At 70.5% G+C, this 23,976-nt stretch carries 21 protein-coding genes; 13 read left to right on the top strand and 8 right to left on the bottom strand.

Annotation, left to right across the window (positions count from 1 at the left end):
• Positions 1–32: 32 nt before the first annotated feature.
• Positions 33–1,673, bottom strand: a complete 1,641-nt coding sequence (locus AB0I83_RS30455) for an FAD-dependent monooxygenase (RefSeq protein WP_363306932.1) — start codon at positions 1,671–1,673, stop codon at positions 33–35.
• A gap of 271 nt (positions 1,674–1,944) precedes the next feature.
• On the opposite strand from AB0I83_RS30455, the gene AB0I83_RS30460 reads away from it, so the two are divergent.
• The 7 genes from AB0I83_RS30460 to AB0I83_RS30490 all read left to right on the top strand — a co-directional run bounded on the left by AB0I83_RS30460 (position 1,945) and on the right by AB0I83_RS30490 (position 7,194).
• Positions 1,945–3,063 carry a TcmI family type II polyketide cyclase gene (locus AB0I83_RS30460; protein WP_363306933.1) on the top strand — a complete coding sequence of 373 codons (1,119 nt, stop codon included), beginning with the start codon at positions 1,945–1,947 and terminating at the stop codon, positions 3,061–3,063.
• A 69-nt stretch (positions 3,064–3,132) separates the two neighbouring features.
• Complete coding sequence (locus tag AB0I83_RS30465; RefSeq protein ID WP_363306934.1) at positions 3,133–3,576, top strand: cupin domain-containing protein; 444 nt, start codon at positions 3,133–3,135, stop codon at positions 3,574–3,576.
• Positions 3,573–4,841 carry a beta-ketoacyl-[acyl-carrier-protein] synthase family protein gene (locus AB0I83_RS30470; protein ID WP_363306935.1) on the top strand — a complete coding sequence of 423 codons (1,269 nt, stop codon included), beginning with the start codon at positions 3,573–3,575 and terminating at the stop codon, positions 4,839–4,841. The genes AB0I83_RS30465 and AB0I83_RS30470 overlap by 4 nt, the downstream gene beginning before the upstream one ends.
• On the top strand, positions 4,838–6,088 hold the full coding sequence (locus tag AB0I83_RS30475; protein ID WP_363306936.1) for a beta-ketoacyl synthase N-terminal-like domain-containing protein: 1,251 nt from the start codon (positions 4,838–4,840) through the stop codon (positions 6,086–6,088). The genes AB0I83_RS30470 and AB0I83_RS30475 overlap by 4 nt, the downstream gene beginning before the upstream one ends.
• Positions 6,089–6,103: 15 nt before the next feature.
• Positions 6,104–6,361, top strand: coding sequence for an acyl carrier protein (locus AB0I83_RS30480; protein ID WP_356532048.1), 258 nt, complete (start codon positions 6,104–6,106; stop codon positions 6,359–6,361).
• 1 nt (position 6,362) lies between these two features.
• The gene (locus AB0I83_RS30485) at positions 6,363–6,842 is read left to right on the top strand and encodes an SRPBCC family protein (RefSeq protein ID WP_014158010.1); all 480 of its coding nucleotides are present in this window, start codon (positions 6,363–6,365) and stop codon (positions 6,840–6,842) included.
• A 19-nt stretch (positions 6,843–6,861) separates the two neighbouring features.
• On the top strand, positions 6,862–7,194 hold the full coding sequence (locus AB0I83_RS30490) for a TcmI family type II polyketide cyclase (RefSeq protein ID WP_356532044.1): 333 nt from the start codon (positions 6,862–6,864) through the stop codon (positions 7,192–7,194).
• 72 nt (positions 7,195–7,266) lie between these two features.
• Here AB0I83_RS30490 and AB0I83_RS30495 read toward each other — a convergent pair whose 3' ends face one another.
• Both AB0I83_RS30495 and AB0I83_RS30500 read right to left on the bottom strand, forming a co-directional pair.
• Complete coding sequence (locus AB0I83_RS30495) at positions 7,267–8,352, bottom strand: methyltransferase (RefSeq protein WP_363306937.1); 1,086 nt, start codon at positions 8,350–8,352, stop codon at positions 7,267–7,269.
• 34 nt (positions 8,353–8,386) lie between these two features.
• Positions 8,387–9,517, bottom strand: a complete 1,131-nt coding sequence (locus AB0I83_RS30500) for a right-handed parallel beta-helix repeat-containing protein (protein WP_363306938.1) — start codon at positions 9,515–9,517, stop codon at positions 8,387–8,389.
• A 177-nt stretch (positions 9,518–9,694) separates the two neighbouring features.
• On the opposite strand from AB0I83_RS30500, the gene AB0I83_RS30505 reads away from it, so the two are divergent.
• Both AB0I83_RS30505 and AB0I83_RS30510 read left to right on the top strand, forming a co-directional pair.
• Complete coding sequence (locus AB0I83_RS30505; protein ID WP_363306939.1) at positions 9,695–10,096, top strand: ACT domain-containing protein; 402 nt, start codon at positions 9,695–9,697, stop codon at positions 10,094–10,096.
• Between the two features lie 47 nt (positions 10,097–10,143).
• The gene (locus tag AB0I83_RS30510) at positions 10,144–10,644 is read left to right on the top strand and encodes a hypothetical protein (protein ID WP_203184308.1); all 501 of its coding nucleotides are present in this window, start codon (positions 10,144–10,146) and stop codon (positions 10,642–10,644) included.
• Here the strand turns inward: AB0I83_RS30510 and AB0I83_RS30515 are convergent.
• On the bottom strand, positions 10,583–12,847 hold the full coding sequence (locus AB0I83_RS30515) for a terpene synthase family protein (RefSeq protein WP_363306940.1): 2,265 nt from the start codon (positions 12,845–12,847) through the stop codon (positions 10,583–10,585). The two genes, AB0I83_RS30510 and AB0I83_RS30515, sit on opposite strands and share 62 nt — an antisense overlap.
• Positions 12,848–13,088: 241 nt before the next feature.
• Here AB0I83_RS30515 and AB0I83_RS30520 point away from each other — a divergent pair, with 241 nt between their 5' ends.
• Complete coding sequence (locus AB0I83_RS30520) at positions 13,089–14,420, top strand: peptidoglycan recognition family protein (RefSeq protein ID WP_363306941.1); 1,332 nt, start codon at positions 13,089–13,091, stop codon at positions 14,418–14,420.
• Positions 14,421–14,520: 100 nt separating this feature from the next.
• On the opposite strand, the gene AB0I83_RS30525 is transcribed toward AB0I83_RS30520, so the two are convergent.
• On the bottom strand, positions 14,521–15,657 hold the full coding sequence (locus AB0I83_RS30525; RefSeq protein WP_363306942.1) for an aminoglycoside phosphotransferase family protein: 1,137 nt from the start codon (positions 15,655–15,657) through the stop codon (positions 14,521–14,523).
• Positions 15,658–15,891: 234 nt separating this feature from the next.
• On the opposite strand from AB0I83_RS30525, the gene AB0I83_RS30530 reads away from it, so the two are divergent.
• Positions 15,892–17,385: a hypothetical protein gene (locus tag AB0I83_RS30530; protein WP_363306943.1), complete on the top strand. Its 1,494-nt coding sequence runs from the start codon at positions 15,892–15,894 to the stop codon at positions 17,383–17,385.
• 96 nt (positions 17,386–17,481) lie between these two features.
• On the opposite strand, the gene AB0I83_RS30535 is transcribed toward AB0I83_RS30530, so the two are convergent.
• Positions 17,482–18,921 (bottom strand): SpoIIE family protein phosphatase, encoded by a 1,440-nt coding sequence (locus tag AB0I83_RS30535; RefSeq protein WP_363306944.1) that lies wholly within the window; start codon positions 18,919–18,921, stop codon positions 17,482–17,484.
• A 510-nt stretch (positions 18,922–19,431) separates the two neighbouring features.
• Here AB0I83_RS30535 and rpmG point away from each other — a divergent pair.
• Positions 19,432–19,596 (top strand): 50S ribosomal protein L33, encoded by a 165-nt coding sequence (gene rpmG / locus AB0I83_RS30540; RefSeq protein ID WP_363306945.1) that lies wholly within the window; start codon positions 19,432–19,434, stop codon positions 19,594–19,596.
• A gap of 249 nt (positions 19,597–19,845) precedes the next feature.
• Here rpmG and AB0I83_RS30545 read toward each other — a convergent pair whose 3' ends face one another.
• Positions 19,846–20,346 (bottom strand): tetratricopeptide repeat protein, encoded by a 501-nt coding sequence (locus tag AB0I83_RS30545; RefSeq protein WP_363306946.1) that lies wholly within the window; start codon positions 20,344–20,346, stop codon positions 19,846–19,848.
• A gap of 99 nt (positions 20,347–20,445) precedes the next feature.
• Here AB0I83_RS30545 and AB0I83_RS30550 point away from each other — a divergent pair, with 99 nt between their 5' ends.
• Positions 20,446–21,198, top strand: a complete 753-nt coding sequence (locus AB0I83_RS30550; RefSeq protein WP_356532025.1) for a VanZ family protein — start codon at positions 20,446–20,448, stop codon at positions 21,196–21,198.
• 41 nt (positions 21,199–21,239) lie between these two features.
• On the opposite strand, the gene AB0I83_RS30555 is transcribed toward AB0I83_RS30550, so the two are convergent.
• On the bottom strand, positions 21,240–22,994 hold the full coding sequence (locus tag AB0I83_RS30555) for a glycoside hydrolase family 6 protein (RefSeq protein WP_356532024.1): 1,755 nt from the start codon (positions 22,992–22,994) through the stop codon (positions 21,240–21,242).
• Positions 22,995–23,976 lie beyond the last annotated feature (982 nt).

The raw sequence follows: 23,976 nt of genomic DNA on the forward strand, positions 1-23,976 counted from the left end.
CCCCAGGGGGCCCGCCGGCCGGTCGTGCCGTGTCAGACGCGGTGCAGCAGCGTCGCCATGACCTCGTACAGCGTCCCCTCCGGGTCCGCCGCCGCTCCCTCCGAACGCCAGGCCACGAACCCGTCCGGGCGCACCAGCACGGCGCCCTCGACGGACGTGCCGTGGGAGGCCGCCCAGTCCGCGCCTTCCTCCGCCTCCAGGTCCGCGCCCGGACCCGAACCGATGCCGAAGGCGTCCAGACGTACCCCGAGGCGCTTCGCCACCTGGTCAGCGGCCGTGCGCCAGTCCTGGTGCCGGGCGTCGCACAGCAGGACGAACGCCTGCTCGTACAGATCGAGGGTCGACACGCGCTCCCCGTCCCGGCCGAGCCACATGTGCGGCGCCCGTGAGCCGGGTTCCCCCGTCAGGCCCATGCCGTCGGGCACCACCGGGAGGGTCGGGTCGGCACCCAGCACCGCTCCCCGCACGTACCGGTAGCCCAGAGCGACCGTGAGCATGCCACCGCCCTTTCGGCCGCCGCCACCAGGGCCCGGCGAGCCGGCGTAACCAGGGTGGCTGTGCTCGCTCGAACGTGCCGACGCCCGCGCACTCGTGGCCTTCGCCACGGGAAGCCGCTCCGCCTCGTACGTCCCCAGAAGCCCCGGCCGGGCCGCGCCGTCGATCACCGCGGCCAGCTTCCACGCCAGGTTGTGCGCGTCCTGGATCCCGGTGTTGGAACCGAAGGCCCCGGTGGGGGACATCTCGTGGGCCGAGTCGCCGGCCAGGAAGACCCTGCCCGACCCGTACCGTTCGGCGACCCGCTCCGCCGCGTGCCACGGGGCCTTGCCGGTGATCTCGACGTCGAGGTCCGGCGCACCGACGGCGCGGCGGATATGGTCCGCGCACCGCTCGTCGGTGAAGTCCTCCAGCGTCTCACCCCGGTCCGGGTGCCACGGTGCGTGGAAGACCCACCGCTCCTCGTTGTCCACGGGCAGCAACGCCCCGTCCGCCTCCGGGTCGGTCAGGTAGCAGACGATGAAGCGCCGGTCACCGACCACTGCGGCGAGCCGCCGGGAGCGGAACGTGATGCTCACGTTGTGGAAGAGGTCCCCGGGGCCCGTCTGGCCGATGCCCAGCTGTTCCCGGATCGGGCTGCGGGGACCGTCGGCCGCGACGAGGTAGTGCGCGCGCACCGTGCTGTGCGCCCCGGTCCCACGGTCCTTCACCACGGCGGTGACCCCGTCCGGGTCCTGCTCGAAGCTGATCAGCTCGGTGGAGAACCGCAGCTCGCTGCCCTGCGCCCTCGCGTGGTCGACCAGGACGGGTTCCAGGTCGTTCTGGCTGCACAGGCACCAGCCGCTCGGGCTGAACCTGGCGAGCCCGCCGCCCGGGTCGATCTCCTTGAACAGCCATTCCTGGTCGTCCCCGGTGAGCGAGCCGGCCTGCAGGATGCCGTGGTTGTCCGCCAGCACGGACGCGGCGTCGCGGATCTTCCGCTCCGCGCCCGCGGCGCGGAACAGCTCCATGGTGCGGACGTTGTTGCCGCGCCCGCGCGGGTGGGTCGAGGTGCTGCGGTGTTTCTCCACCAGCAGGTGGCGGACGCCGAGCCGGCTCAGGAAGAGGGACGTGGACAGGCCCACCAGGGAGCCGCCCACGATGAGGACCGGTACGCGGTGGTCGACGTTCTCGTTCATCTGTTGCTCCAGCTCGGACGCACGACGGATGCAGTGTCCATGCCCTCGCGGAAGGGGTTCGGCAGGGCTTCCGACGACGCCTCACCTGAACGGTTCATAAATCTCGCGCCACCCGTACCAGCGTTCCACGATCAGTCGCGGGAGCGATGTCCGCGATGCCGGGGCGTCGCCACGTGACGGCGGACAGGGAGCTGTGCACCTTCCACCGATACCGACGGATGACGAGGGGCCACAGGACGTGACCGCCGCACCGTCTCGAAGGAGAACGAAAATGACGAACGTCTCGGAACGGATATCACAGTCCGCCTTCGACGGTTCGAGGCTCCGGGTCATATTGATGATGGACCTGTACGACGGCGCCCAGAACGAGTTCCTCGAGGCGTACGAGCACATGCGCAACCAGGTGGCCTCGATCCCCGGACACATCAGCGACCAGCTGTGCCAGTCCATCGAGAACCCCTCGCAGTGGCTCATCACCAGCGAGTGGGAGAGCGCGCCGCCCTTCCTCGCCTGGGTGAACAGCGAGGAGCACGTGGCGACTGTGCAGCCCCTGCACAACTGCGTACGTGACACCCGCTCCCTCCGCTTCAGCGTCCTCCGGGAGACCGGCGTCGCCTTCGAGAGCACCTCGGAGAGGGCCAAGGGCGGTCTCCAGTCCGCTCCCCGCCTCGGGGACGGCGTCGTGCGCCACGCGCTCACGTTCACGGTCAAGCCGGGCACGGAGGAGATGGTCGCGAAGATCCTCGCCGACTACGACTCCCCGCAGGCCCGCGTCGACGAGAACACCCGGTTGCGCCGCACCTCGCTCTTCATGCACGGAAACCGTGTCGTGCGAGCGGTCGAGGTCGAGGGCGACCTGATGGCCGCGCTGCGCCACGTCTCCCGCCAGCCCGAGGTCAGGGCCGTCGAGGAGGCCATCAACCCGTACCTGGAGCAGGACCGGGATCTCAACGACCCCGACTCCGCCCGGATGTTCTTCACCCGGGCGGCGCTCCCGACCGTCCACCACGTGACGGCGGGCCGGCACTCCTCGGCGGAGGTCGAGCGGCACTCGCTGTTCTACCAGGCCAAGGAAGGCTGCGGCATGGCGCTCGCCCGGCTGCTCGCCGGCCAGGACGAGGAGGCGGCGGAAGACGCCACGAGCCCCATCGAGAGCAGCACGATCTTCCAGCGCGACGACATCGTGGTCCGGCTCCTCGAGGTGAGCGGCCCGCTCGGCGCGCAGCCCACGCAGGCCCTCGGCATCGGCGGCAACCGCAAGGCGGCCATGCTCGGCCGGCTGCTCGACGGCGGGGCGAACGGCCTGCCGACGACCGACCAGGAGGCCGCGCGCTTCCTCGCCCAGGCCGAGATGAACCTGATCACCGACCGCCGGGCAGCCCAGTCCTGACGCGTCACCGGCGACGGGCCCACCCCGCTCTGCCCACACACCGTACGAAGTGCCTGGAGGAGACCACCCATGACCACCCACCGGCCTCGCATCGTGGACCTCAGCGAGACTCAGCCCAACCGCAGGCGCGGAGGCGACCTGCGCGCCCTGCTCACACCCACGGCGGTGGGTGCCACCAGCGGCTTCATGGGGCTGGCACTCGTCGACCCCGGTGACCGCATCGGCGAGCACTACCACCCGTACTCCGAGGAATTCGTGTACGTCGTGGCCGGGCTCCTCGAAGTCGACCTGGACGGCGAGACGTTCCCCATGCGGCCCGACCAGGGCCTGCTCATCCCGCCGCACGTCCGCCACCGCTTCCGCAACGTCGGGGACGTGGAGGCGCGCATGGTCTTCCACCTCGGCCCGCTGGCCCCGCGCCCGGAGCTGGGGCACGTGGACACCGAGGTCACGGAGACCGGCGACCCCGCTGACGGCTACGCCCCGCCAGAACGAACGGGGGCCGCCTCATGACACGGCGCGTAGCCGTCACCGGAGTCGGTGTCGTCGCCCCCGGCGGCATCGGCGCACCGGCCTTCTGGGACCTCCTCGCCAACGGCCGCACCGCGACACGCGGCATCACACTGTTCGACCCGGCGCAGTTCCGCTCGCGCATCGCCGCCGAGTGCGACTTCGACCCCGTCGCGCACGGCCTCGACGAGGAGCTGATCGCCCGCTCGGACCGGTACATCCAGTTCGCCCTGGTCGCGGCCAGGGAGGCGCTGGGCGATGCCGGACTCGACCTCGAGAAGGAGGACCCCTGGCGCATCGGGGTCTCCCTCGGGACCGCCGTCGGCGGAACCACCCGGCTCGAGCACGACTACGTCGCCGTCAGTGGCAGCGGCGCCCGCTGGGACGTCGACCACCGGCCGGCGGGTGCCCACCTCGAGCGGGCGTTCGCTCCGAGCACCCTCGCCTCCGCCGTCGCGGAGGAGGTCGGTGCGCACGGACCCGTCCAGACCGTCTCGACCGGCTGCACCTCCGGCCTCGACGCGATCGGCTACGCCTTCCACTCCGTCGAGGAGGGAAGGGTCGACGTCTGCATCGCCGGGGCGTCCGACACGCCGATCACCCCCATCACGGTGGCCTGCTTCGACGCGATCAAGGCCACGTCGGCGAACAACGACGACCCGGAGCACGCCTCCAGGCCGTTCGACGCCCGCCGGGACGGGTTCGTGATGGGGGAGGGCGGTGCGGTGCTCGTGCTCGAGGACCTCGAGCACGCCCGCGCCCGGGGCGCCACCGTCTACTGCGAGATATCGGGCTACGCCACCTTCGGCAACGCCTACCACATGACCGGCCTGACCAGCGAAGGCCTGGAGATGGCCGAGGCCATCAACACCGCCCTCGCGCACGCCCGGCTGGACGGCTCGCAGGTCGACTACGTCAACGCGCACGGCTCGGGCACCAAGCAGAACGACCGGCACGAGACCGCCGCGGTGAAGCGGGCCCTCGGCACGCACGCGTACAAGGTCCCGATGAGCTCGATCAAGTCGATGGTCGGCCACTCCCTCGGCGCCATCGGAGCGATCGAGATCGCCGCGTGTGTGCTGGCCCTCAAGCACCAGACGGTGCCTCCGACGGCCAACTACGAGACCGCGGACCCCGAGTGCGACCTCGACTACGTACCGCGCACCGCCCGGCCCCTGAAGCTGCGCAGTGTGCTCTCGGTCGGCAGCGGCTTCGGCGGGTTCCAGTCCGCCGTCGCCATGACCCGATCAGGCGGGAGGACCCCATGAACGCCCCGGCAAGCCGCAGTTCCGTCATCACGGGGATCGGCGTCGTCGCCCCCAACGGGACCGGCGCCGGCGCCTTCTGGAAGCAGACCCAGGAAGGCGTCAGCGTCCTCGACACCATCTCCCGAGAGGGCTGCGAGGACCTCCCGCTGCGCGTCGCGGGCGAGGTCAGGGACTTCGACCCGGTCGCGTTCATCGAGGAGCGCTACCTCGTCCAGACCGACCGCTTCACGCACTACGCGATGGCGGCCGCCGATCTGGCCCTGGACGACGCCCGGCTGGGCCGCGCCGACTACGAGGGCGCCCCGTTCAAGGTGGGCGTGGTCACCGCCGCCGGATCCGGCGGCGGCGAGTTCGGCCAGCGCGAGCTGCAACGGCTCTGGGGGCAGGGCTCCCGGTTCGTCGGCCCCTACCAGTCCATCGCCTGGTTCTACGCGGCCAGCACCGGCCAGATCTCGATCCGGGGCGGCTTCAAGGGACCGTGCGCCGTCGTGGCCAGCGACGAGGCCGGCGGCCTGGACGCGATCATGCACGCGGCGCGCTCCATCCGGCGCGGCACGGACGCCGTCGTCGTCGGCGCGGCGGAGGCGCCGCTCGCGCCGTACTCGGTCGTCTGCCAGCTGGGCTACGACGACCTCAGCCTGAGTGACGAACCCACCCGCGCCTACCGGCCGTTCACCGCCGACGCATGCGGATTCGTACCGGCCGAAGGCGGCGGCATGCTCGTGGTGGAGGAGGAGAGGACCGCCCGCGCCCGCGGCGCCAGGATCCGGGCCGAACTGGCCGGTCACACCGCCACCTTCACCGGTGCCTCCAGGTGGGAGGAGTCCCGCGCGGGACTGGCGCACGCGATCGAAGGGGCGCTGCGCGAGGCCGGCTGCGCACCGGAGGAGATCGACGTGGTCTTCGCGGACGCGCTCGGCGTGCCCGCCGCGGACCGCGCCGAGGCGCTGGCCATCGCCGACGCGCTCGGCGCACACGGACGGCGCGTACCCGTGACGGCACCCAAGACCGGGACCGGCCGCGCCTACTGCGGTGCCCCCGTGCTCGACACGGCCGCCGCCGTACTCGCCATGGAGCACGGCCTGATCCCGCCGACGCCCAACGTCTTCGACGTCTGCCACGACCTCGACGTCGTCACGGGGCGCGCGCGCCCCGCCGAACTGCGGACGGCTCTCGTGCTGAGCCGAGGACTCATGGGATCGAACGCGGCCCTGGTGCTGCGGAGTCCCGCCCACACCCCTGCCTGAGAAGGAGCAGTACCGATGACCGCTCAACTGACCTACGAAGAACTGGCCGCCCTCATGAAGAACGGTGCCGGCCTCACCGTCGACCCGTCCGCGATGGCGAGCAGTCCCGGCTCCGCCTTCGACGAGTACGGCCTGGACTCGCTCGGGCTGCTCGGCATCGTCGCCGCGCTCGAGAACCGGTACGGCCACCCGCTGCCCGTCGACGCCGACCGGTGCAGGACGCCCCGCGAGTTCCTCGACCTCGTGAACACCACCCTCGTGACAGGAGCCTGACGTGTCCGGACACACCGAGAACGAGATCACCATCGCCGCGCCCCTGGACCTGGTCTGGGACATGACGAACGACCTCGAGAACTGGCCGCAGCTGTTCAGCGAGTACGCGGCCGTCGAGGTGATGAAGCGCGAGGGCCAGAAGACGACCTTCCGCCTCACGATGCACCCCGACGACAACGGCAAGGTCTGGAGCTGGGTGTCGGAGCGCACCACGGACCGCCAGGGCCGCAACGTACGCGCCCGGCGGGTCGAGCCCGGTCCGTTCCAGCACATGGACATCCGGTGGGAGTACTCGGAGGTCCCGGGCGGTACGCGCATGCACTGGCGGCAGGACTTCGCGATGCGCCCCGACGCACCGGTCGACGACGCGTGGATGACCGACAACATCAACCGCAACTCCCGCGTCCAGCTGGAGCTCATCCGCGACAAGATCGAACAGCGCGACCGGGAACGCCGCTCCGCCTCGGTCCCCGCCAACTGATGCCCCGAAAGGCAGCCAGATGCACCACGCACTGATCGTCGCCCGGATGGCGCCCGAGTCCGCACCGGACATCGCGGACCTGTTCGCGGCCTCCGACGACACCGACCTGCCCCACCTCGTCGGCGTGAACAGGCGCACCCTGTTCCAGTTCGGCGACGTGTACCTCCACCTGATCGAGTCCGAACGCCCCCCGGGCCCGGAGATCGCGAAGGTGATGGAGCACCCGGAGTTCAAGGCCATCAGCGACCGGCTGACCGCCTTCGTGAGCCCCTACGACCCGCAGACCTGGCGTGGTCCGAAGGACGCGATGGCCCAGCAGTTCTACCGGTGGCAGCGGGACGGCTCCGCCTGACGCACGGACGATCGCCCCGGGTCCGGCACCTGAGTGCCGGACCCGGGGCGATTTCCGCGCCCGGGGCCGGGGCTACGGCACGACGCACTCGAAGGCGTGCAGGTACGCGTTGACCGGGTGGATCTCGCCCACGCGCAGACCCGCGTCGGACATCCGCGTGACCAGGCTCTCCCTGGTGTGCTTGGCACCCCCGACGTTGAGCAGGAGCAGCAGGTCCATCGCGGTGGTGAACCTCATCGACGGGGTGTCGTCGACGAGGTTCTCGATGACCACCACTCGGGCGCCGGGGCGGGCGGCGGCGACCACGTTGGCGAGCGTCCTGCGGGTGCTCTCGTCGTCCCATTCGAGGATGTTCTTGATGATGTAGAGATCCACCTCGAACGGGATGTCCTCACGGCAGTCGCCGGGCACGATCCGTACCCGGTCCGCGAGCGGGCCGCCGTCACGGAGCCGTGCGTCGGCACGGGCCACGACGCCGGGCAGGTCCAGGAGCGTCCCGTGGACCGAGGGGTGCTTCTCCAGGAGACTCGCGAGCACATGGCCCTGACCGCCGCCGATGTCGGCGACCGAGGACACCCCCGTGAGGTCGAGGAGCTCCGCGACGTCCCGCGCCGACTGGACGCTGGACGTGGTCATCGCCCGGTTGAACACCTGGGCGGACTCGCCGGCGTCCTGGTGGAGATAGTCGAAGAAGCCCTTGCCGAACGTCTCCGGGAAGACGCTCGTGCCGGAGCGCACGGCGTCCTCGAGCTTCGGCCAGACCTCCCAGGTCCAGGGCTCCGTGCACCACAGGGAGATGTAGCGGAGGCTGTGGGGGTCGTCCTCCCGCAGCAGCCGCGACATCTCGGTGTGGGTGAACTTCCCGTCCTCGGTCTCGCTGAAGATCCCGTAGCAGGTCAGCGCACGCATCAGTCGCCGCAGCGGTTCGGGCTCGGCGTCCACGACCAGGGCCAGCTCCGCGGCCGACGAGGGCGTCTCGCCCAGGGCGTCGGCGACGCCGAGCCTGGCCGCGGCGCGCACGGCCGCGGCGCAGGCCGCTCCGAACACGAGCTCGCGCAGGCGCATCGACGGCGGAGGCGTCTGCGCGGCGGGCGTCCGGGGTGTGTCGAGCGGCGCTGTGGCGGGGGCGGTCTCAGGGGTGGGGCTCACGGTGGTCATACCGTCTCGTTCCTCCTTGTGCGGCGTTCGGCGGTCATTCGGCACACATCCCGGCCGGAACCGACGTCCCGCACGTGTTGCTGACGAAGGTGTTGCCCTTGCCCGCGGTGTCGCGGTTGGCGAGGTCGGCGGGCTTGTTGCCGCGCACGAGGTTGCGGTTGATGGAGTTGTCGGTGTTCAGCGCGCCCACGAAGCTCTTGAAGAGCAGGATGCCGCCCGAGAGGGGGGTCGAGCCGACGTTGTCCCGGACGACGTTGGAACGCACGATCGTGCTCTCACTGCCGGTGAGGACGATGCCGGATCCCTGGATCGCCGAGAGGCGCGGGGTCGCCGGACAGAACTTGTTGTTCTTCAGGATCCGGTTGCCGCTGATCGTCATCGCCCCGGCGGCCGGCTTGGACTCGTCGCCCACCACGAAGACCCCGCTGCAGTTGCCGGTCAGGGTGTTGCCGTCGATCACGAGGTTCCTGACCCTGCGGGCGGTGACACCGATACGGTTCCCGGTCACCGAGTTGTCGACGACGAGCGTTCCCCCGGTGTCGGTCGCCCCGCCCTCCTCGGTCACCGAGTTGGCGACGAAGATCCCCGCGTCGCCGTTGGCTGTGGCGGTGTTGCGCCGGAAGTCACCGCGCGTCGAGCGCTCCTGTGCGATCCCCCAGGTGCCGTTCTTCGAGGCGGTCACCCTGCGCACCGACAGCCCGTCGGTCCAGGAGGACCAGACGCCGCTCTCGCCGAAGCCGGAGACGGTCAGCGAGCGGATCCTGACGTCGTCGACGGTGTGGCCCTTGGTCCCGACGACGCAGATGCCGTTCCCGCCAGCCGCACAGGCGTTGGCGGCCCTCGGGCCCTTGGCCGCCGCGGGCCCCTTGGCGGCCTTGGCGGGCTTTGCGGTCTTGACCGCGGCCGGTGTGATCACCGTACGTCCACCGGTCCCGCGCAGGGTCAGACCGGGCGTCGTGATCAGGACGCTTTCGCGATACGTTCCCGGCCGGATGACGATGGTGTCGCCGGGCTGAGCCGCGTTCACCGCACCCTGGATCGATTCGCCCGGGTGCACGACGTGGTCACGGTGCCCCGATGCCGCAGTTGGCACGGCCGCGAGGCTCAGCGCGGTGGCCGTGACGACGGTGATGCCCGCCAGGCTGTTCATGTGTCTTGTTCTCATGAGCCGAAGCTATGGGCGATCAACCGCCGGTGCCACGCAGGGTGAGCGTATGGATACAAGGCGTGCCTGAATGGCTTACCGCCCCGGGGCCTGTCACCCGTCGCGTTCGCGGGGCGGTTCCGGCCCCGGCCGGACGTGACCGCGCGGCCGGGCCGGCGCAGCCGTAGCGTTGCCCCCATGACGGCTGAGCGGGATCTCGCGACACTGCTGCGGAGCATGCGGCCGGAACTGCTGCCCGGGCGCTACGTCTTCGCCACGCTGCCCGGCGGCGATGTCCCCGAGGGCGTCACCCCCGTCGTCACCGTCTCCGAACAGGAAGGGCTGACGCTGGTCGTCCCCGAGGCGCAGGCCGTGGCGACGGGCCTCGAGTACCACTTCGTCGCGGGCCGCATCACGCTCCGCGTGCATTCCGCACTGGACGCGGTCGGGCTGACGGCCGCGGTCGCCCTGGGCCTCACGGACGCCGGAATCAGCTGCAACGTGGTCGCCGGATTCCACCACGACCACCTGTTCGTCCCGTACGCCCGTGCGACCGAGGCGGTCCGGGTGCTGGAAGCGCTGGCGGCGGAGTCCGGGTAGGAGTGCCCGGCTCCTTGACGTGAGCCGGGACACGTAACATGGGCCCCATGTCCTTCCTCCGCCGCCGTAGCGCCGCCACACCCGCGGGCCCGGACTTCGATGTCCTGGCCATGGACCCGGGGGACTGGCCCGGCAACCTCGGCGCCGGTCTGCTCCCCGCTCCCGACGGGAGCTGTCAGGGCGTGTTCCTGCGCTACGACCTGTTCGGCGGCCGCGGTCCCGCGATGATCATCGGCAATCTGCCCGAGGGATCACCCGCCCGCGAGACCGAGGAGGGCCAGGTCCCCTTCGAGGTCGCACAGCTCCTCCTCGCGCTCGAGAACGACGAACCGGTCGAGGTGACCGGCAGCGAGGACGTCCCCGTCATGCAGGGTGACAGCCTGCTGATCGTGCGCCGGATCAAGCTCTCCGAGAGCCGGATCTCCTGCGTGCAGTTCGACCGCAGCGACGGCGTACTCGTCACCATCGCCAGCTGGGACCGGCCGATCACGGACGACCTGTACGCCCTGTTGAAGCCACTTCCCGCGGAGCTTTTCCAGCAGGGCTGAAACGTCCCTGCGCCGTGAGCAGCCGGGTCACCCGTGCCGCCGACGTCCCGAGCCCCGTGGGACCGCTGATGTGCCAGGGGGTGCCGCTGCCCCGCCGCAGGTCCTCCTCGCGGTAGCGCCGGCAGCCCCGGTGCCAGATGAGGATGCCCGCCATCCAGTGCTGGAGTTCCACCACGTACCCGGCGAGGACCTCCCTGGCCTCGGCGTCCAGGTCGAAGTCGTCGTACAGGACGGGGAGTTCCTGCTCGGCGACATGCCGGAACTGGCGCATCCGGGAGTTCATCAGGTCGTCCACGATCGCGACCCCCGTCGGATAGTCCACCCCGAAGAAGTTCTGCACGACCAGGACGCCGTTGTGCACCTCGCCCTCGTACTCGATCTCCTTCTGGTAGGAGAACAGGTCGTTCAGCAGGCACGCGTAGTCGGCTGCCGCGTTCTCCAGCGAACGCATCGGGCCACTGCGGTAGACGGCGTCCGGGACCTTCCTGCCGTGACCCAGCCGGCACAGGCTCATCGTGAGGTCCGAACCGAACGTCGCCCGGCGCATCTCCATGTAGTCGACCGGGTCGGGAATCCGGTTCTGCGCCTGGTTCGCCAGCTCCCACAGCCAGCTCGCCGTCATCGTCTCCACCGCCTCCCGGAAGGTGCGGCGGGCGTCCCCGTCCATCGGGCCGGCCGTCCGCTGCCAGAGGTCGGCGAGTCCGCGCTCCAGCGCGTTGACCGGCTCGGGCACGGACGAGCCCTCCAGCGGCATGAACAGCGACAGCCGCTCGTTGGCCAGCCGCGCCCCCGCCAGATCCCGCGTCCGGCCGTGCACCACGGGGAACCAGTCGTCGCCGTACGTCCCCCAGGTCAGCCAGCCCGAGGACAGATCGAGCTCGTCCGGAGTGGCGTCCGGATCCAACCCGGCCGCGCACAGCGGCAGATCCGTCGCCACGAGCCGCTCCTCGTCCCAGATGTGCGAACCGGGCACACCGGGCTGCGCCTCCAGCAGACCCATCCGGTGCGACCACTCGACGATCCGGACGCGCGCCCCGTCCAGGTGCGGACTCAGCGTCGTGGTGAACGGCATGTCGAAGTCCGGCAGCAGCGAAGGACCCACCCGCTGGTGGGGCACGTGCGTGTGGCTGCGCGACCGCAGGGACTCCGAACGAGGGGGCAGGCGGATCGAGGCGGCGGCCATGGCGAAGCCGGGAACGCTCTCCCCCGCGCCGCCGCCGTTCATGTAGCGGCTGGACCGCATGTGCCACTCATGGCCGCCCGACTGCCAGTCCTGAAGCCCCTTGACGTACGCCAGGACGGCGACGGTCTCGTCGGGGGTCAGCCCCTTCTCCGCGCAGAGCGGCCCGAGCTCGGTGAGAACGGTGTTCTCGAACTGCTGCAGGCGTGAGGTCAGAAGATCGTTGACCGCCTCCGCCGCCTCCTGCGTCGAGCAGCGCAGGAACTTCTCCAGGACCAGCACGCCGTTGCTGTTCTCGCCCTCGTCCTCGACCTCGCGCTGGTACGAGAAGAGGTCGTTGCGAAGATGCACCCCGTCGGAGAACGCGTCGCTCAGCACCCGCAGAGCACGGGTGCCCGCCACCGAGGCGGGCACCTCGGCGCCTGCCGCGTACTCCACCAGCCCGGCCGACCACGGCGCCCCGCCCACCTTGCGGCGCATCTCGATGTACTCGACGGGGTTGGCGACGCGTCCCTCGTTGATGTTCGCGAGCTCCCACAGGGACTCGTTGAGGAGGTTCTCCGTCGACTCGGCGAACCTGGCACGCCAGGCGTCGGACATGCTCGGCACCGTCCTGGCCCAGAGGTCGGCGAGCCCCGCCTCCACGGGGTTCGTGGGATCGGGCGTCGAGGCGCCCCGGTCCATCGGCATGAAGGCGGGAAGCCGATCCAGGTACCTCTTGCCGCCCTCACGGTCAGGAGTGCGCTTGAACAGCTCCAGGAAGTGGTCGTCGAAGAAGAAGACCCACACATACCAGTCGGTCACGAGGGACAGCGCCTCGGCCGAGCAGTCAGGGTGTGTGTACGCGCAGAGCAGCGCGTAGTCGTGGGACTCGAGGTCCTTCTCCTCCCAGATCCCCGAGCCCTCCAGCATTCCCATTCCGCGCGCCCACTCCCGGGTGTGGCTCCGGGCCGCCTCCAGGTGCGGGTTGAGGCGCGCCGGATACGGCACGTAGAAGTCCGGCAGGGTGAAGGGCTGTGCCATGTGTGCGTCCGGCCTTTCCGAGAACTCCGCGTGATCCACGCGGACCGGTCCTGTCGGCGCCAGCTCTACCCCTCGGCCATCCGGGGCACGCACGGTCCGAAATAGTCATACAAGCTCAAGGATGGATGCACACTGCACTCTTGACTCACCAACACCTTGCGCCTCAGAGTGTGCGCCGACAAAGGAACGCGGAGAGCGCTCCCGCGCGGCTCCGCAACCGTCCGGCCCCAGAAGGATTGTCATGACGTCGAAGCAGAGGCTCAGACTCGCGCTCGCACTGACCACGGCAGGGGCGCTGAGCGTGGCGCTCCTCTCCCCGGCGGCCGCAGGAGCGGACACCGTACGGCCCGAATGTCCACGCGGTCTCGCCTGCGACTGGGTCCCCGCCGCCTACCAGCAGACCGGTGACCCCGCGGACAAGGACACGTACGGCAACTACGACACGGCGGACCGGCCGGACAGCAACCAGGTCAAGTTCATCGTCCTGCACGACACCGAGGTCGACTTCGACACCACTCTGAAGATCTTCCAGAACCCGCTCAACCAGACCTCGGCCCACTACGTGGTGCGTTCGTCCGACGGCCACGTCACGCAGATGGTGAAGACCAAGGACGTCGCCTGGCAAGCGGGCAACTGGTACCTCAACACCCACTCCGTCGGCATCGAGCAGGAGGGCGTCGCGGCCGAGGGCGCCAAGTGGTACACCCCGGAGATGTACCGCTCGACCGCGCGGCTGGTGCGTCACCTGGCGGCCAAGTACGACATCCCGCTCGACCGGCAGCACATCATCGGACACGACGGCGTACCGCCGACCAGCGCCGCGGGGACCCAGAACATGCACTGGGACCCGGGACCCTACTGGGACTGGAACCGCTTCATGGCGCTGCTCGGCCGGCCCTCCGCGCCGAGTGCCCCCAAGAGCAGTGAACTGGTGACCGTCAGCGCCGACTTCACCAAGAACCAGCAGGAGTTCCGCGACTGCGAGAAGAGCGTCGACCTGCCCCGGCAGGGAAGCAGCGCGGTTCCGCTGCACACCGGGCCCTCTGCGGACTCGCCGCTCTTCTCCGACCCCGGGCTCCACCCGGACGGATCCCCGGGGACGAACTGTGCCGCGGACTGGGGCAGCAAGATCAGTGCCACCCAGCAGGCCGTGGTCGCCGACAGGGCGCCGGGTTGGACGGCGATCTGGTGGTACGGACAGAAGGCCTGGTTCAGCACCCCGGCGGGCGCCCGGGTCACCACCCCCACCTCGGGGAAGGTCGTCCGGCCGAAGTCGGGCAAGGCCGAAGTGCCGGTGTACGGGGTGGCGTACCCGGAGAAGGGGGAGTACCCCGCGGACTTCGTCAAGCCGACGGTGGGCACCCCGCTCGTCTACACCATCAAGGCGGGACAGGCCTTCCCAGGCGGCGGCGAGGCCCCGACCGGCTACTACTACTCACCGACCATCGACGCGTCGAAGCCCTACGACCACACGTACTTCCGTGGAGCCCAGAAGTACGTGACGGTGCAGATCGGCCACCGGATCGGCTTCGTGAAGGCCTCCGACGTCGACATCGTACGAGCGCGCTCGTGACCCCTGGCTGAGAAGACGGCGGCGCGCTGCGGAACCCGTGTGTCGGCACCGGTCCCGCAGCGCGCTTCCCCCGTCCGTCAGGCCGGTTGATCCGGCGTGGTCAGCGCGTGCCCACCGCGGCGCGCACGGCCCGCCGGGCCATCGCGCAGTCGTCGTGCAGCCTGCGGAGCAGGAGGCGCTGCTGCTCGCCGGAGGACAGCACGCCCTGTCGCGTCTGACCGCCACCGGACGGAGCGCCGTCGCGCATGGCCCGCTGCACAGCCGTCTCGTACGTACGGATCTCCCGGGTCAGCACGATCATGAGGTTGATCAGGAACGCGTCGCGAGCGGCTGCCCCCGCCGCCTGTGCCAGCTGGCTGATCTGCCGCCGAGCGGCAGGCGCGTCACCGAGCACGGCCCAGAGCGTCGCGAGGTCGTAACCCGGCAGGTACCAGCCCGCGTGCTCCCAGTCCACCAGCACGGGTCCCGTCGGCGGCAGCAGGATGTTGGAGAGCAGCGCGTCACCGTGGCAGAACTGGCCCATGCCCTGCCGGCCGCCCGCGTGCGCCAGGCCGTGCAGCAGCTTCTGCAGGTCACCCAGATCGCGGTCCGTGAAGAGCCCCAACTCGTGATAGCGGGCGATGCGGGACGCGTAGTCCAGCGGTGCGTCGAACAGGCCCGCCGCCGGCCTCCAGGCGTTGATGTGGCTGATCGCTCCGAGCACGGCCCGGAGGTCCGCGCGGGGAGGTGCCTCCACGGGGTGCCTCGTCAGTGCCGCGACGCGGCCGGGCATCCGCTCGATCACCAGGGTGCAGTTCTCCGGGTCCGCCGCGATGAGCCGCGGGGCCCGGACCGGCGGGCGGTGCCTGACGAACGCGCGGTATGCCGCTATTTCGTGGCGGAACCGCTCAGTCCACTCGGGGGAGTGGTCGAGTAAGCACTTGGCCACCGCCGTCGCGCGGCCGGTGGTGCCCACGATGAGCACCGAGCGACCGCTCCTGCGCAGGACCTGCACCGGGTTGAACTCGGGGCAGATGCGGTGGACCGAGGCGATGGCCATTCTCAACTGCGCGCCCTGGGCGCCCGACAGGTCGAGACGTCCGCTGAGCGGTTGGGTGCCCGGCCCCGCCGCCCGCCGGTTCTGACCTGTGCCGGACGCCGGCGAAGCGGCGCGTGGGTCGAGATACGGGCCGCCGCCCGACCCCATGGGACGGAGCGGCCGGGGTGGGGCGGACACGGAGGACGATGCTGTGTACATGGGCTAGACAGATCCCTTCGTGCGCCGACAAGTATGCGTGCGCCGCCCCGGATCCGGCGGCCGTTCGGCACCCTGGGGAGTACCTAGGGCTGCCGGGCGGGGTGGCGCTTTCCTACCTGACACCGCGGCGCGGGTGGCACAACATCTGGCGCCCCCTGGCGAAGCCTGGCGAATATTCGCCCGGCATCCGCCGGGGGGCTAGGGTCAAGTCAGCCGAGAACCTGGGGGCTTGACGTGACCGGAGAACCCAACACCCGCCTTTCCGACCTGTTCGGCCTTGCCGGCTGGTCCAAGGGTGAACTCGCGAGAATGGTGAACAGGCAGGCGGCGGCCATGGGCCACCTCCAACTGGCCACCGACACGTCGCGGGTGCGGCGCTGGATAGACACGGGGGAGTCCCCCCGTGACCCAGTGCCGGAAGTGCTGGCGGCCCTGTTCACCGAGCGGCTCGGCCGTGTCGTGACCATCGAGGACCTCGGGTTCGGCCGGCGCGGGCGTGTGGGTAAACGGCAGAAGGCCGGGACGGAGAACAATCCCGACGGACTGCCGTGGGCGCCCGAACGGACGGCAGCGGTCCTCACCGAATTCACGGGAATGGACCTCATGCTCAACCGACGCGGCTTGGTGGGCGCGGGCGCCGCGCTCGCCGCCGGCTCAGCTATCACCGGCGCCCTGCACGACTGGCTGCACTCCGAGCCCGCCCCGGCGGCCCGGACCCGCTCCAGTGATCCCACGTACGCGGACAACGCCGGCTTCGACCGGTACGAGGCCGCCCCCATCGGATCCGAGGAGATCGAGGCCCTCGAGCACTCGGTCGAGATCTTCCGGGACTGGGACGCCTCCCGGGGCGGCGGACTTCAGCGCAAGGCCGTCGTGGGCCAGCTCAACGAGGTGGGCGGCATGCTCGCCTACCACCACCCCGACCATCTGCAGCGCCGCCTCTGGGGCGTCGCAGCCAACCTCGCCGTGCTCGCCGGATGGATGTCCCACGACGTGGGCCTCGAGCCGACGGCCCAGAAGTACTTCGTCATCGCCGCCCACGCGGCACGCGAGGGCGGCGACCGCCCACGGGCGGGCGAGGCGCTCTCCAGAGCCGCTCGTCAGATGGTCCACCTGGGACGGCCCGACGACGCGCTGGACCTGATGAAGCTCGCCAAGTCCGGTTCGGGGGAGGAGATGCTGCCGCGCACCCGGGCGATGCTGCACACGATCGAGGCATGGGCACAGGCGTCGATGGGCCGCGGGCAGGCCATGCGGCGCACACTCGGCGAGGCCGAGGACCTCTTCGTCTCCGACAAGGGGGATGTGCCGTCGCCGAGTTGGATGCAGATGTTCGACGAGGCGGACATGCACGGGATGCAGGCACTCGCCTTCCGCACACTGGCCGAGCACGATCCGCGTGCGGCAGGCACGGCACAGCGCCACGCCAAGCAGGCGCTGGAGCTGCGGATGAACGGACGCCAGCGGTCCAAGATCTTCGACTACATCTCGCTGGCCTCCGCGTGCTTCATCGCCGACGACCCGGAGCAGGCCGACCGCTACGCGCGGCTCGCCCTCGTGTCGATGGGGGAGACCTCGTCGCACCGCACCTGGGACCGGCTGCGCGAGATGTACCGGCTCACCAACCAGTTCGCGGGACACGCCAGGATCGAGGACCTGCGCGAGGAGATCGAGCTCGCACTGCCGCCGAGCCAGGCCGGGAAGAAGGCCGGGGACACCCGGATCTGACCCTCACGTCCCGCTGCCGGGGAGCGCGGGTAGCCGGTCGCCCCTGGTCGGCCGAGTCGGCGCATCCCCGCGGTCGCCATGTGATCAGCCGCGCCCTCACGCTTCGACGCGGGCAGCCAATACGCATGCGTCGTCGAGCCGTTCAGCCGATCCGAGCTCCTCGACGACGATCCGTACGCAGTCCTGCGCCGTTCGTGCCTGTCCGAGACGAGGTGCCAGACCGAGAAGCAGTTCCGGGCCCGCACTCCGGTCGCTGTGCCGCGTCAGTCCTTCGGTGTACAGGAGGAGAAGGTCACCCGGAACCAGGGCCGCATGGTCCTGCTCGTAGGTGACTCCGGACGCCGCGCCGAGCAGAACCCCGTCCGGCGCGGGGAGGGGCCGCCCGACTCCGTTGCGGAACAGCAGCGGTGCGGGGTGCCCTGCTTGTGCCCAGGCGAGGGTGCCGGTCGCCGGATCGAAGCGGCAGCAGACCGCGCTGCCCAGTGCGGGCTGGGCGGAGCACTCGATCAGCTGGTTCAGGTGCCCCATCAGGGCGCCGGGGTCGACGCCCGCGACGGCCATGCCCCGCAGCGCGCCGAGCATCATCGCCATCGAGGAGGTGGCCTGGATCCCGTGGCCGGTCAGGTCGCCGACGGTGAGCATGGTCCTCCCGTCCGGGAGGACCAGCGCGTCGTACCAGTCGCCGCCGATCAGGTCGCGCGCCCCGGACGGCAGGTAGTGGGCGGCGATGTCCAGCCCGCCCGTCCCCCGTCCCGACGCCGGCACCGAGCCGTGCCTCGGCGGCAGCACCGCCTCCTGGAACTCCACGGCCATCCGGTGCTCGGCCTGGGCCCTCTGCTCGCGGCGCCGCAAGGCCTCCTGCGTCCTGCCCAGGATGTGCTGACCGCGCCGCAGCCGGCTGACATCCCGTAGCACCGCCCACATCGAGGCCGTGCAGCCGTCGGCGTCGAGGACGGGTTCGCCCATCATGTGCAGGGTCCGCATGCCGCCGTCGGGCAGCAGGATGCGGAACTCGCCGTCTATCGGCCTGCCGTCCACCAGGCAGTCCGTCACCATCGATGTCAGGAGGGGCTGGTCCTCGGCGAGGAGCAGGGACGGCAGTTCGTCCAGCGACAACGCGCCCTTGCCCGGGTCCCTGCCGAAGATCTGGTACAGCTCGCCCGACCAGTCGACCTCGTCCGTGAGCAGGTTCCACTCGGCGCTGCCCACTCTGCTGAGCAGTGAGCCGACCGGAGGAGTCACCGCCGTGGCCCTGCGCGGATCTTCGGACGGCTCGGCGTCCGCCGTGCGGGGGGTGGGGATACCGTCGCGCAGCTGGCCCAGGTGCTCGCCGAGGTCGTCGAGTTGGTGGACGGCCAGTTCGCAGAGCGCCCGCTGCCAGCGCAGCCGGGGGTCGTCGTCATCGATCACGGAGGTGTCCCGCCGTACGGCGTCCACGTCGCCGCGCAGCAGCAGGGCGCGGTTGATGAGGGCGTCGACGGCGTCGCGCTCGGGCGGCTGGGGGGCGGAGCGGTCCGCGGACAGATGGGACGGCATCTGGTACTCCGATACAGGCGGTGCGGCCGGTTCGTGGGGGTGGACCGAACACGACTGTTGCACAGGGCGCGGAAGCCCGTAAGTGGTTTGGCGACACTCGGCGCGTTGTTGCTTCCGGCATATGCCTTCGGCTGGCTTCAGGCCGGGTTCACCGAACACCCTTTCCCCTGAAGGGGAGTTGACGCAAGTCGGCAGGCGCGAAGCGGGCCGCACGCGCCCGCGTGTGCGACCCCCGCACAGCTGGCAGGGGTCCGGGGTGGGCATATGCGGCGGCGTGCGGCGGCGAGGGATCGGGGTGCGCGCCGCCGCACGCCGCAGGCAGCCGGGAGGTTCGAGGGGGCGGTCGCAGGTGCGTCGACCACCTGTTCGGCGGTCGCCGGCAGGGATGTCCGAACGTGGCCGACGGAGGCGGGAATGAGGGTGCGTCCCGCCGCGTTACGACATCACGGAAACGAAAACGACACCCATTCCCATGCGGGGAGCGGGGTCGGGAACACGTCTGGAGGCGCCATGGCACGCAGTGGGACCAGGCCCGTCGTGCAGCTCCGTTCCACGGCCGGAACGGGGCACACCTACGTCACGCGCAAGAACCGGCGCAACGACCCCGACCGGCTTGAGCTGCGGAAGTTCGACCCGGCCGCCGGTCGGCACGTGGTGTTCCGCGAGACGCGCTGACCATCGGTGCGTGTGCCGCCCTCCGGCCGGTCGCGGGCATCCGGCACGCGCCGGCCGTGGGGTGGATCACACGGCGGGGGTGGATTCACGGGAACGTCGACTGGTGGTTTATCGTTCATCTATACGTGGGAGTGACCGACGGACCCCGCCGCACGGCGACCGTCCACACGCACGCACACAAGCCGCCCCGGCTGGATTCCCCCGATCCGGTCGGGGCTTCCCCGTTCACCGGGACGTGCGCCGGACGGGTCACATGGTCCGGTGGAGATCCGCGGCGTAGTGCTCGATGGCCGGCCGGTAGCGCCGTACGTGCGGACTGTCGCTCGTCGTCGCCACCAGGCGCAGAAGGATCTGCATGGCCTCGTGGTGCTCGCCGGTGTTGAACAACGCCATGGACAGAAAAGTCCGCAGCGCGCCGTCGTCCGGGAACTCGGCCACACCGCGCCGCAGCGTCTCGACGGCCTGTCCGAACCTGCCCAGGACGCGGTAGGTGCTGCCGAGCCCCAGCAGGGCCCCCCGGCGGTCCTCGTCGTCCAGCCCGTCAGCCTGCAGGGACCGTTCGTAGTACGGGACGGCCTCTGCCTCGAGGCCGAGCACATCGTGCACCCAGGCAGTCTGATAAGCGACATCGAGGGCGTCCGGGAACTCGGCGGTGAGGGCGAGGAGACGCTCCCGGGCCTGTTCGGGATGACCCTGCTCACGCAGCCGCACGGCCTCCGCGACGAGTACGTCCTTGTTCTGTGCGCTCATGCGCACATCGTCGCACTCGAACAGGGGTGTGGGGATCGAGGTTGGGGGCATCAGTCCGCCATGACAGCAGAGACGGAACCTAGTACACGGCGCAGAAGCATGGGACGTCTACTGCTGCGCGCAGCAGTCCTGGCTGCCGCCTTCCTGGCCCTGGTGGCCTTCTCCGTCGTCCTGGCCAAGGTGACGCTCACGCCGTCACCCGCGTCCGAGGACATCGTGACGTCCAACATGAAGCCGGGCCGCTCCATCCGCCAGTACGCCGAGGACTACACCTTCCTCGCCGCGTGCAAGCAGGCGGGCGGCAACATCCTCCTCGGCACGCCGTTCGGGGTGCTGCTGCCGCTCCTGGTGCCGCGCCGCCTGCGGATGATCCGGATGACCCTCCTGACCGCCCTGGTCATGGTGGTCGTCGAGCTCACACAGGGCGCGCTGGTGACCGGACGTGCCTTCGACATCGACGACGTGATCCTCAACACGACCGGAGCGCTGCTGGGCTACGTGCTCGTCGGCCGGCGTATCAGCCACCGCTACCACGTGATGGTGGAGGGACCCGTCGCCGCGGACACGGAGAAGCCCGCGCCGCGTACGCCCGCGGACACCGGCAAGGCCAAGGTCGGTACCGGCGGCGGGTCGAGGCCGGGGATCAGGGAGAGGTTCGGTACCCGGCCGAACACCGGGGCCGGAGCCAAGGCAGGAACCGGGACCAAGGCCAAGCCCACGGCGAAGGCCGCCACCGGGACGAAGGCGAAGGGCGGGACGAAGGCCAAGGCCCTGCCCGCCCAGCGCCGAAGCGCGTCCGCGCCGATGGTTCGCGGACGCGCTCTGGTCGACAAGTTGCGCAGTCGGCGGTAGAGCCCGGGCGGGGGAGCGCCCGGGACCCGCCGACGCGGAGCCTAGAGCGCCGGGTAGGCGTTCTTCATGAGCTCCTGGAACTGCGCCGAGAACCACTGGCCCGAGATCGGGGCGTTGGGCAGTGCCCCGGACATGTTGTTGCCGTTACGGGCGTTGCCCGTGTAGGTCGGGTCGCACATCCGGTCGAATCCCTTGCCCTCGTTGTTCGGGATCTCCTTGCTGGAGCCGTCCGACTCCCCCGGGGGCTTCACCCAGACGTACGCGTCGATGCCCGCTGCCGGGGCCGCCTTCGGCCGTTCGCCGAGGCCGGCTCCGGCCTGGTTGCACCAGTTGCCGAGGTGGATGCGGCGGTCGTAGCGCCCGCCGTCGACGTAGGTGTCCACACTGGTGGTCGCACCCGGCCCGGTCGGCCTCGCCGTGCCGCCCCAGCCGTTGCGCGAGGTATCGATCAGCATGCCGATGCCGGAGTTGAAGCCGACGGAGACCAGCTTGGTGCGGAACGCCTGCGCGAAGGACTGCTCGTCCGTGTAGCGGTTCCAGTCGACCCACTTCGACTGGCGTACGGAAGTCCCGTTGACGGCGTCGTCGATCGTGAAGTTGTTCTCCTTCGTGGCACCGTAGTTGGCGGTGTTCACGATGAAGCCGTGCACGTCGTCGACCGTCGCGCCCTCGGACGTCGCCGCGACCTTGAAGATGTCGGCGGACGGGCCGAAGTTGTCGTCCCAGCCGATCCAGCCGTGGTGCCCGGCGTCGATGTAGTTGTAGACGTTGGGCGCGTCGCCGAGCTTGTTGAGCGCGTAGCCGACGCCCTTCTCGTAGTTTCCGTTGGCCTTCATGACGTCACAGGCCGGGGTGGCCGTCGGACGGCTGCCGGTGTTGGTCACCAGGTTGGGAAGGGAGTCGATCTCGACGGTCGTGACGATCCGCAGGCCGGCGTACTTCGAGTCGGCCAGGATCGCCGCGATCGGGTCGATGTACTCCGTCTTGTAGCGGCCGATCTCGGTGGGGCCGAGCTCGCCGTTGGAGGCGAGGGCCGAGCAGTCGCGTCCGGGGAGGTTGTAGATGACCAGCTGTACGACGAGTTCGCCGGAGCCCTTCTGGGTCAGGGCCTCGTCCAGGTGGTCGCGCAGCCCCATTCCGCCGCTGACGCCTTCGATGGCGGCGGTCCTGTCGAGCCAGACGGCCGTCGGCTGGTCGGCCACCCGGCTGCCTCCCGGTTCGGCGGCGGCCTTCGCCGACCACTCCGGGTTCACATAGACCTTGGCGCCCGCGTACGGGTTGTCGACGCGGTTGCCCGCGGGCGGATCGGTGGGCGGGTCCGTGGGGTCGGTCGGATCGGTCGGGCCGGTCGTGCCGCCGTTGCAGGCGACGCCGTTCAGCTTGAAGGTCGCGGGTACGGCGCTGTTGCCGTTGCCCGTGGCGTTGAAGCCGAAGGACGCCGAGCCGCCCGTGGCGAGGGCGCCGTTGTAGGAGAGGCTCTTGGCGGTGACGGCGGCGCCGGTCTGCGAGACCGTGGCGTTCCAGCCCTGGCTGATCTTCTCGCTACCGGCGAACGACCACTCCAGCTGCCAACTGGGCACGGCGGCGCCGTTGTTCGTGACGTTCACCGCAGCGGTGAGGCCGCCGTTCCACTGGTTCTGGATCTTGTAGTCGACCGTGCAGCCGGCCGCCGCAGCGGCCGTGGCTCCGAAGGGGACCGCCGCGGCGGCGGATCCCGCGGCTGCGGCGACGAGTGCTCCCGCCGCTATGAGTGCCATTCGGGAACGGCGCAGGTTGGTGCGGCTCGTGCGGCTCATACGAATTCCGTTTCCTCAGCTGTAGGGGGCGCGCGAAAGGCGCGGCCCGATTCCGGGGTGGGGGTGGCGTCGTCGTCGCTGGTCGAGGACGGTGGAGTGGGACGGTCCCAGGCGCCCCGTGTCCGTCCGGGAGAGAAGGGTCCGTGGCCGTCGAACCATCGCGTGCCCGGCCGGTATGGCCGTGGGAGCGTGGTTCCCGCCGGTCCCGCCCCAGGTGAGAGGGGCTTCGGCGGCGGCCGGTGCGAGTGCGGGATCCCGTGGCCCTCACTCGTTCGGACGTCGTGACGGTGCGCTGCTGCCCGCTCGTGCCGGAGCAGCCTGCCGTGCGGTCGTCGAACACCCGCCGGTCCAGGCAGGGTTCGGCCCGGGGGAGTCGTACTGTGGGTCCCGACCCGCTGGGACGGGCCGTCCACGCCGCTGGTGTCGTCTCGTCCGCGTGTGCCGCGGATCAAGGCTGGTGGGATCCAGTCGCTGCTCCTCGCTCAGGGGGATACGGGGGTGGCGCTGTACCGGCCGGCGGTCGCCTGTACGGAGGCGGTGCCGATCGGCTCGTCGCCCGGGGCGCCCCTCGCCGGGGAACCCGTCGGCGGGGCGGACGGCTCCACCGGAGCGGTGGGACCGGTCGGAGCCGTGGTGCCGAGCGTGCTGTCGTGCCGTGCTCGGACGCATCGGGCGTGGGTCAGCTCCCGCACAGGCGGGCGGAAGCCCGCACCGTTCGCATGGTTCCCGTTCGGTCTTCCTCGCTGCGGTGCTCGTGCGCCGGAGACCACCGTTCCGCTGACGCACGGTGCCGTACTCAGCCGTGTGCGCGAGGTGGATCCGGAAGCGGTGCCCATGGGCGCGACTGGTCTGCCGGCCGACGGGCGCTGCTGCGAGGAAGATCTGAACAGGTGCGGCAAGTGCGGTGTGTGTCGCGTGAACGACTCCTTGCAGACCGGGCGTGCCCCCTACGGCACGTCAGCTGATGGAACCGCTCCCACTG

Origin of the sequence: Streptomyces sp. NPDC049970 (assembly GCF_040660235.1) — a bacterium.
Taxonomy (GTDB): domain Bacteria; phylum Actinomycetota; class Actinomycetes; order Streptomycetales; family Streptomycetaceae; genus Streptomyces.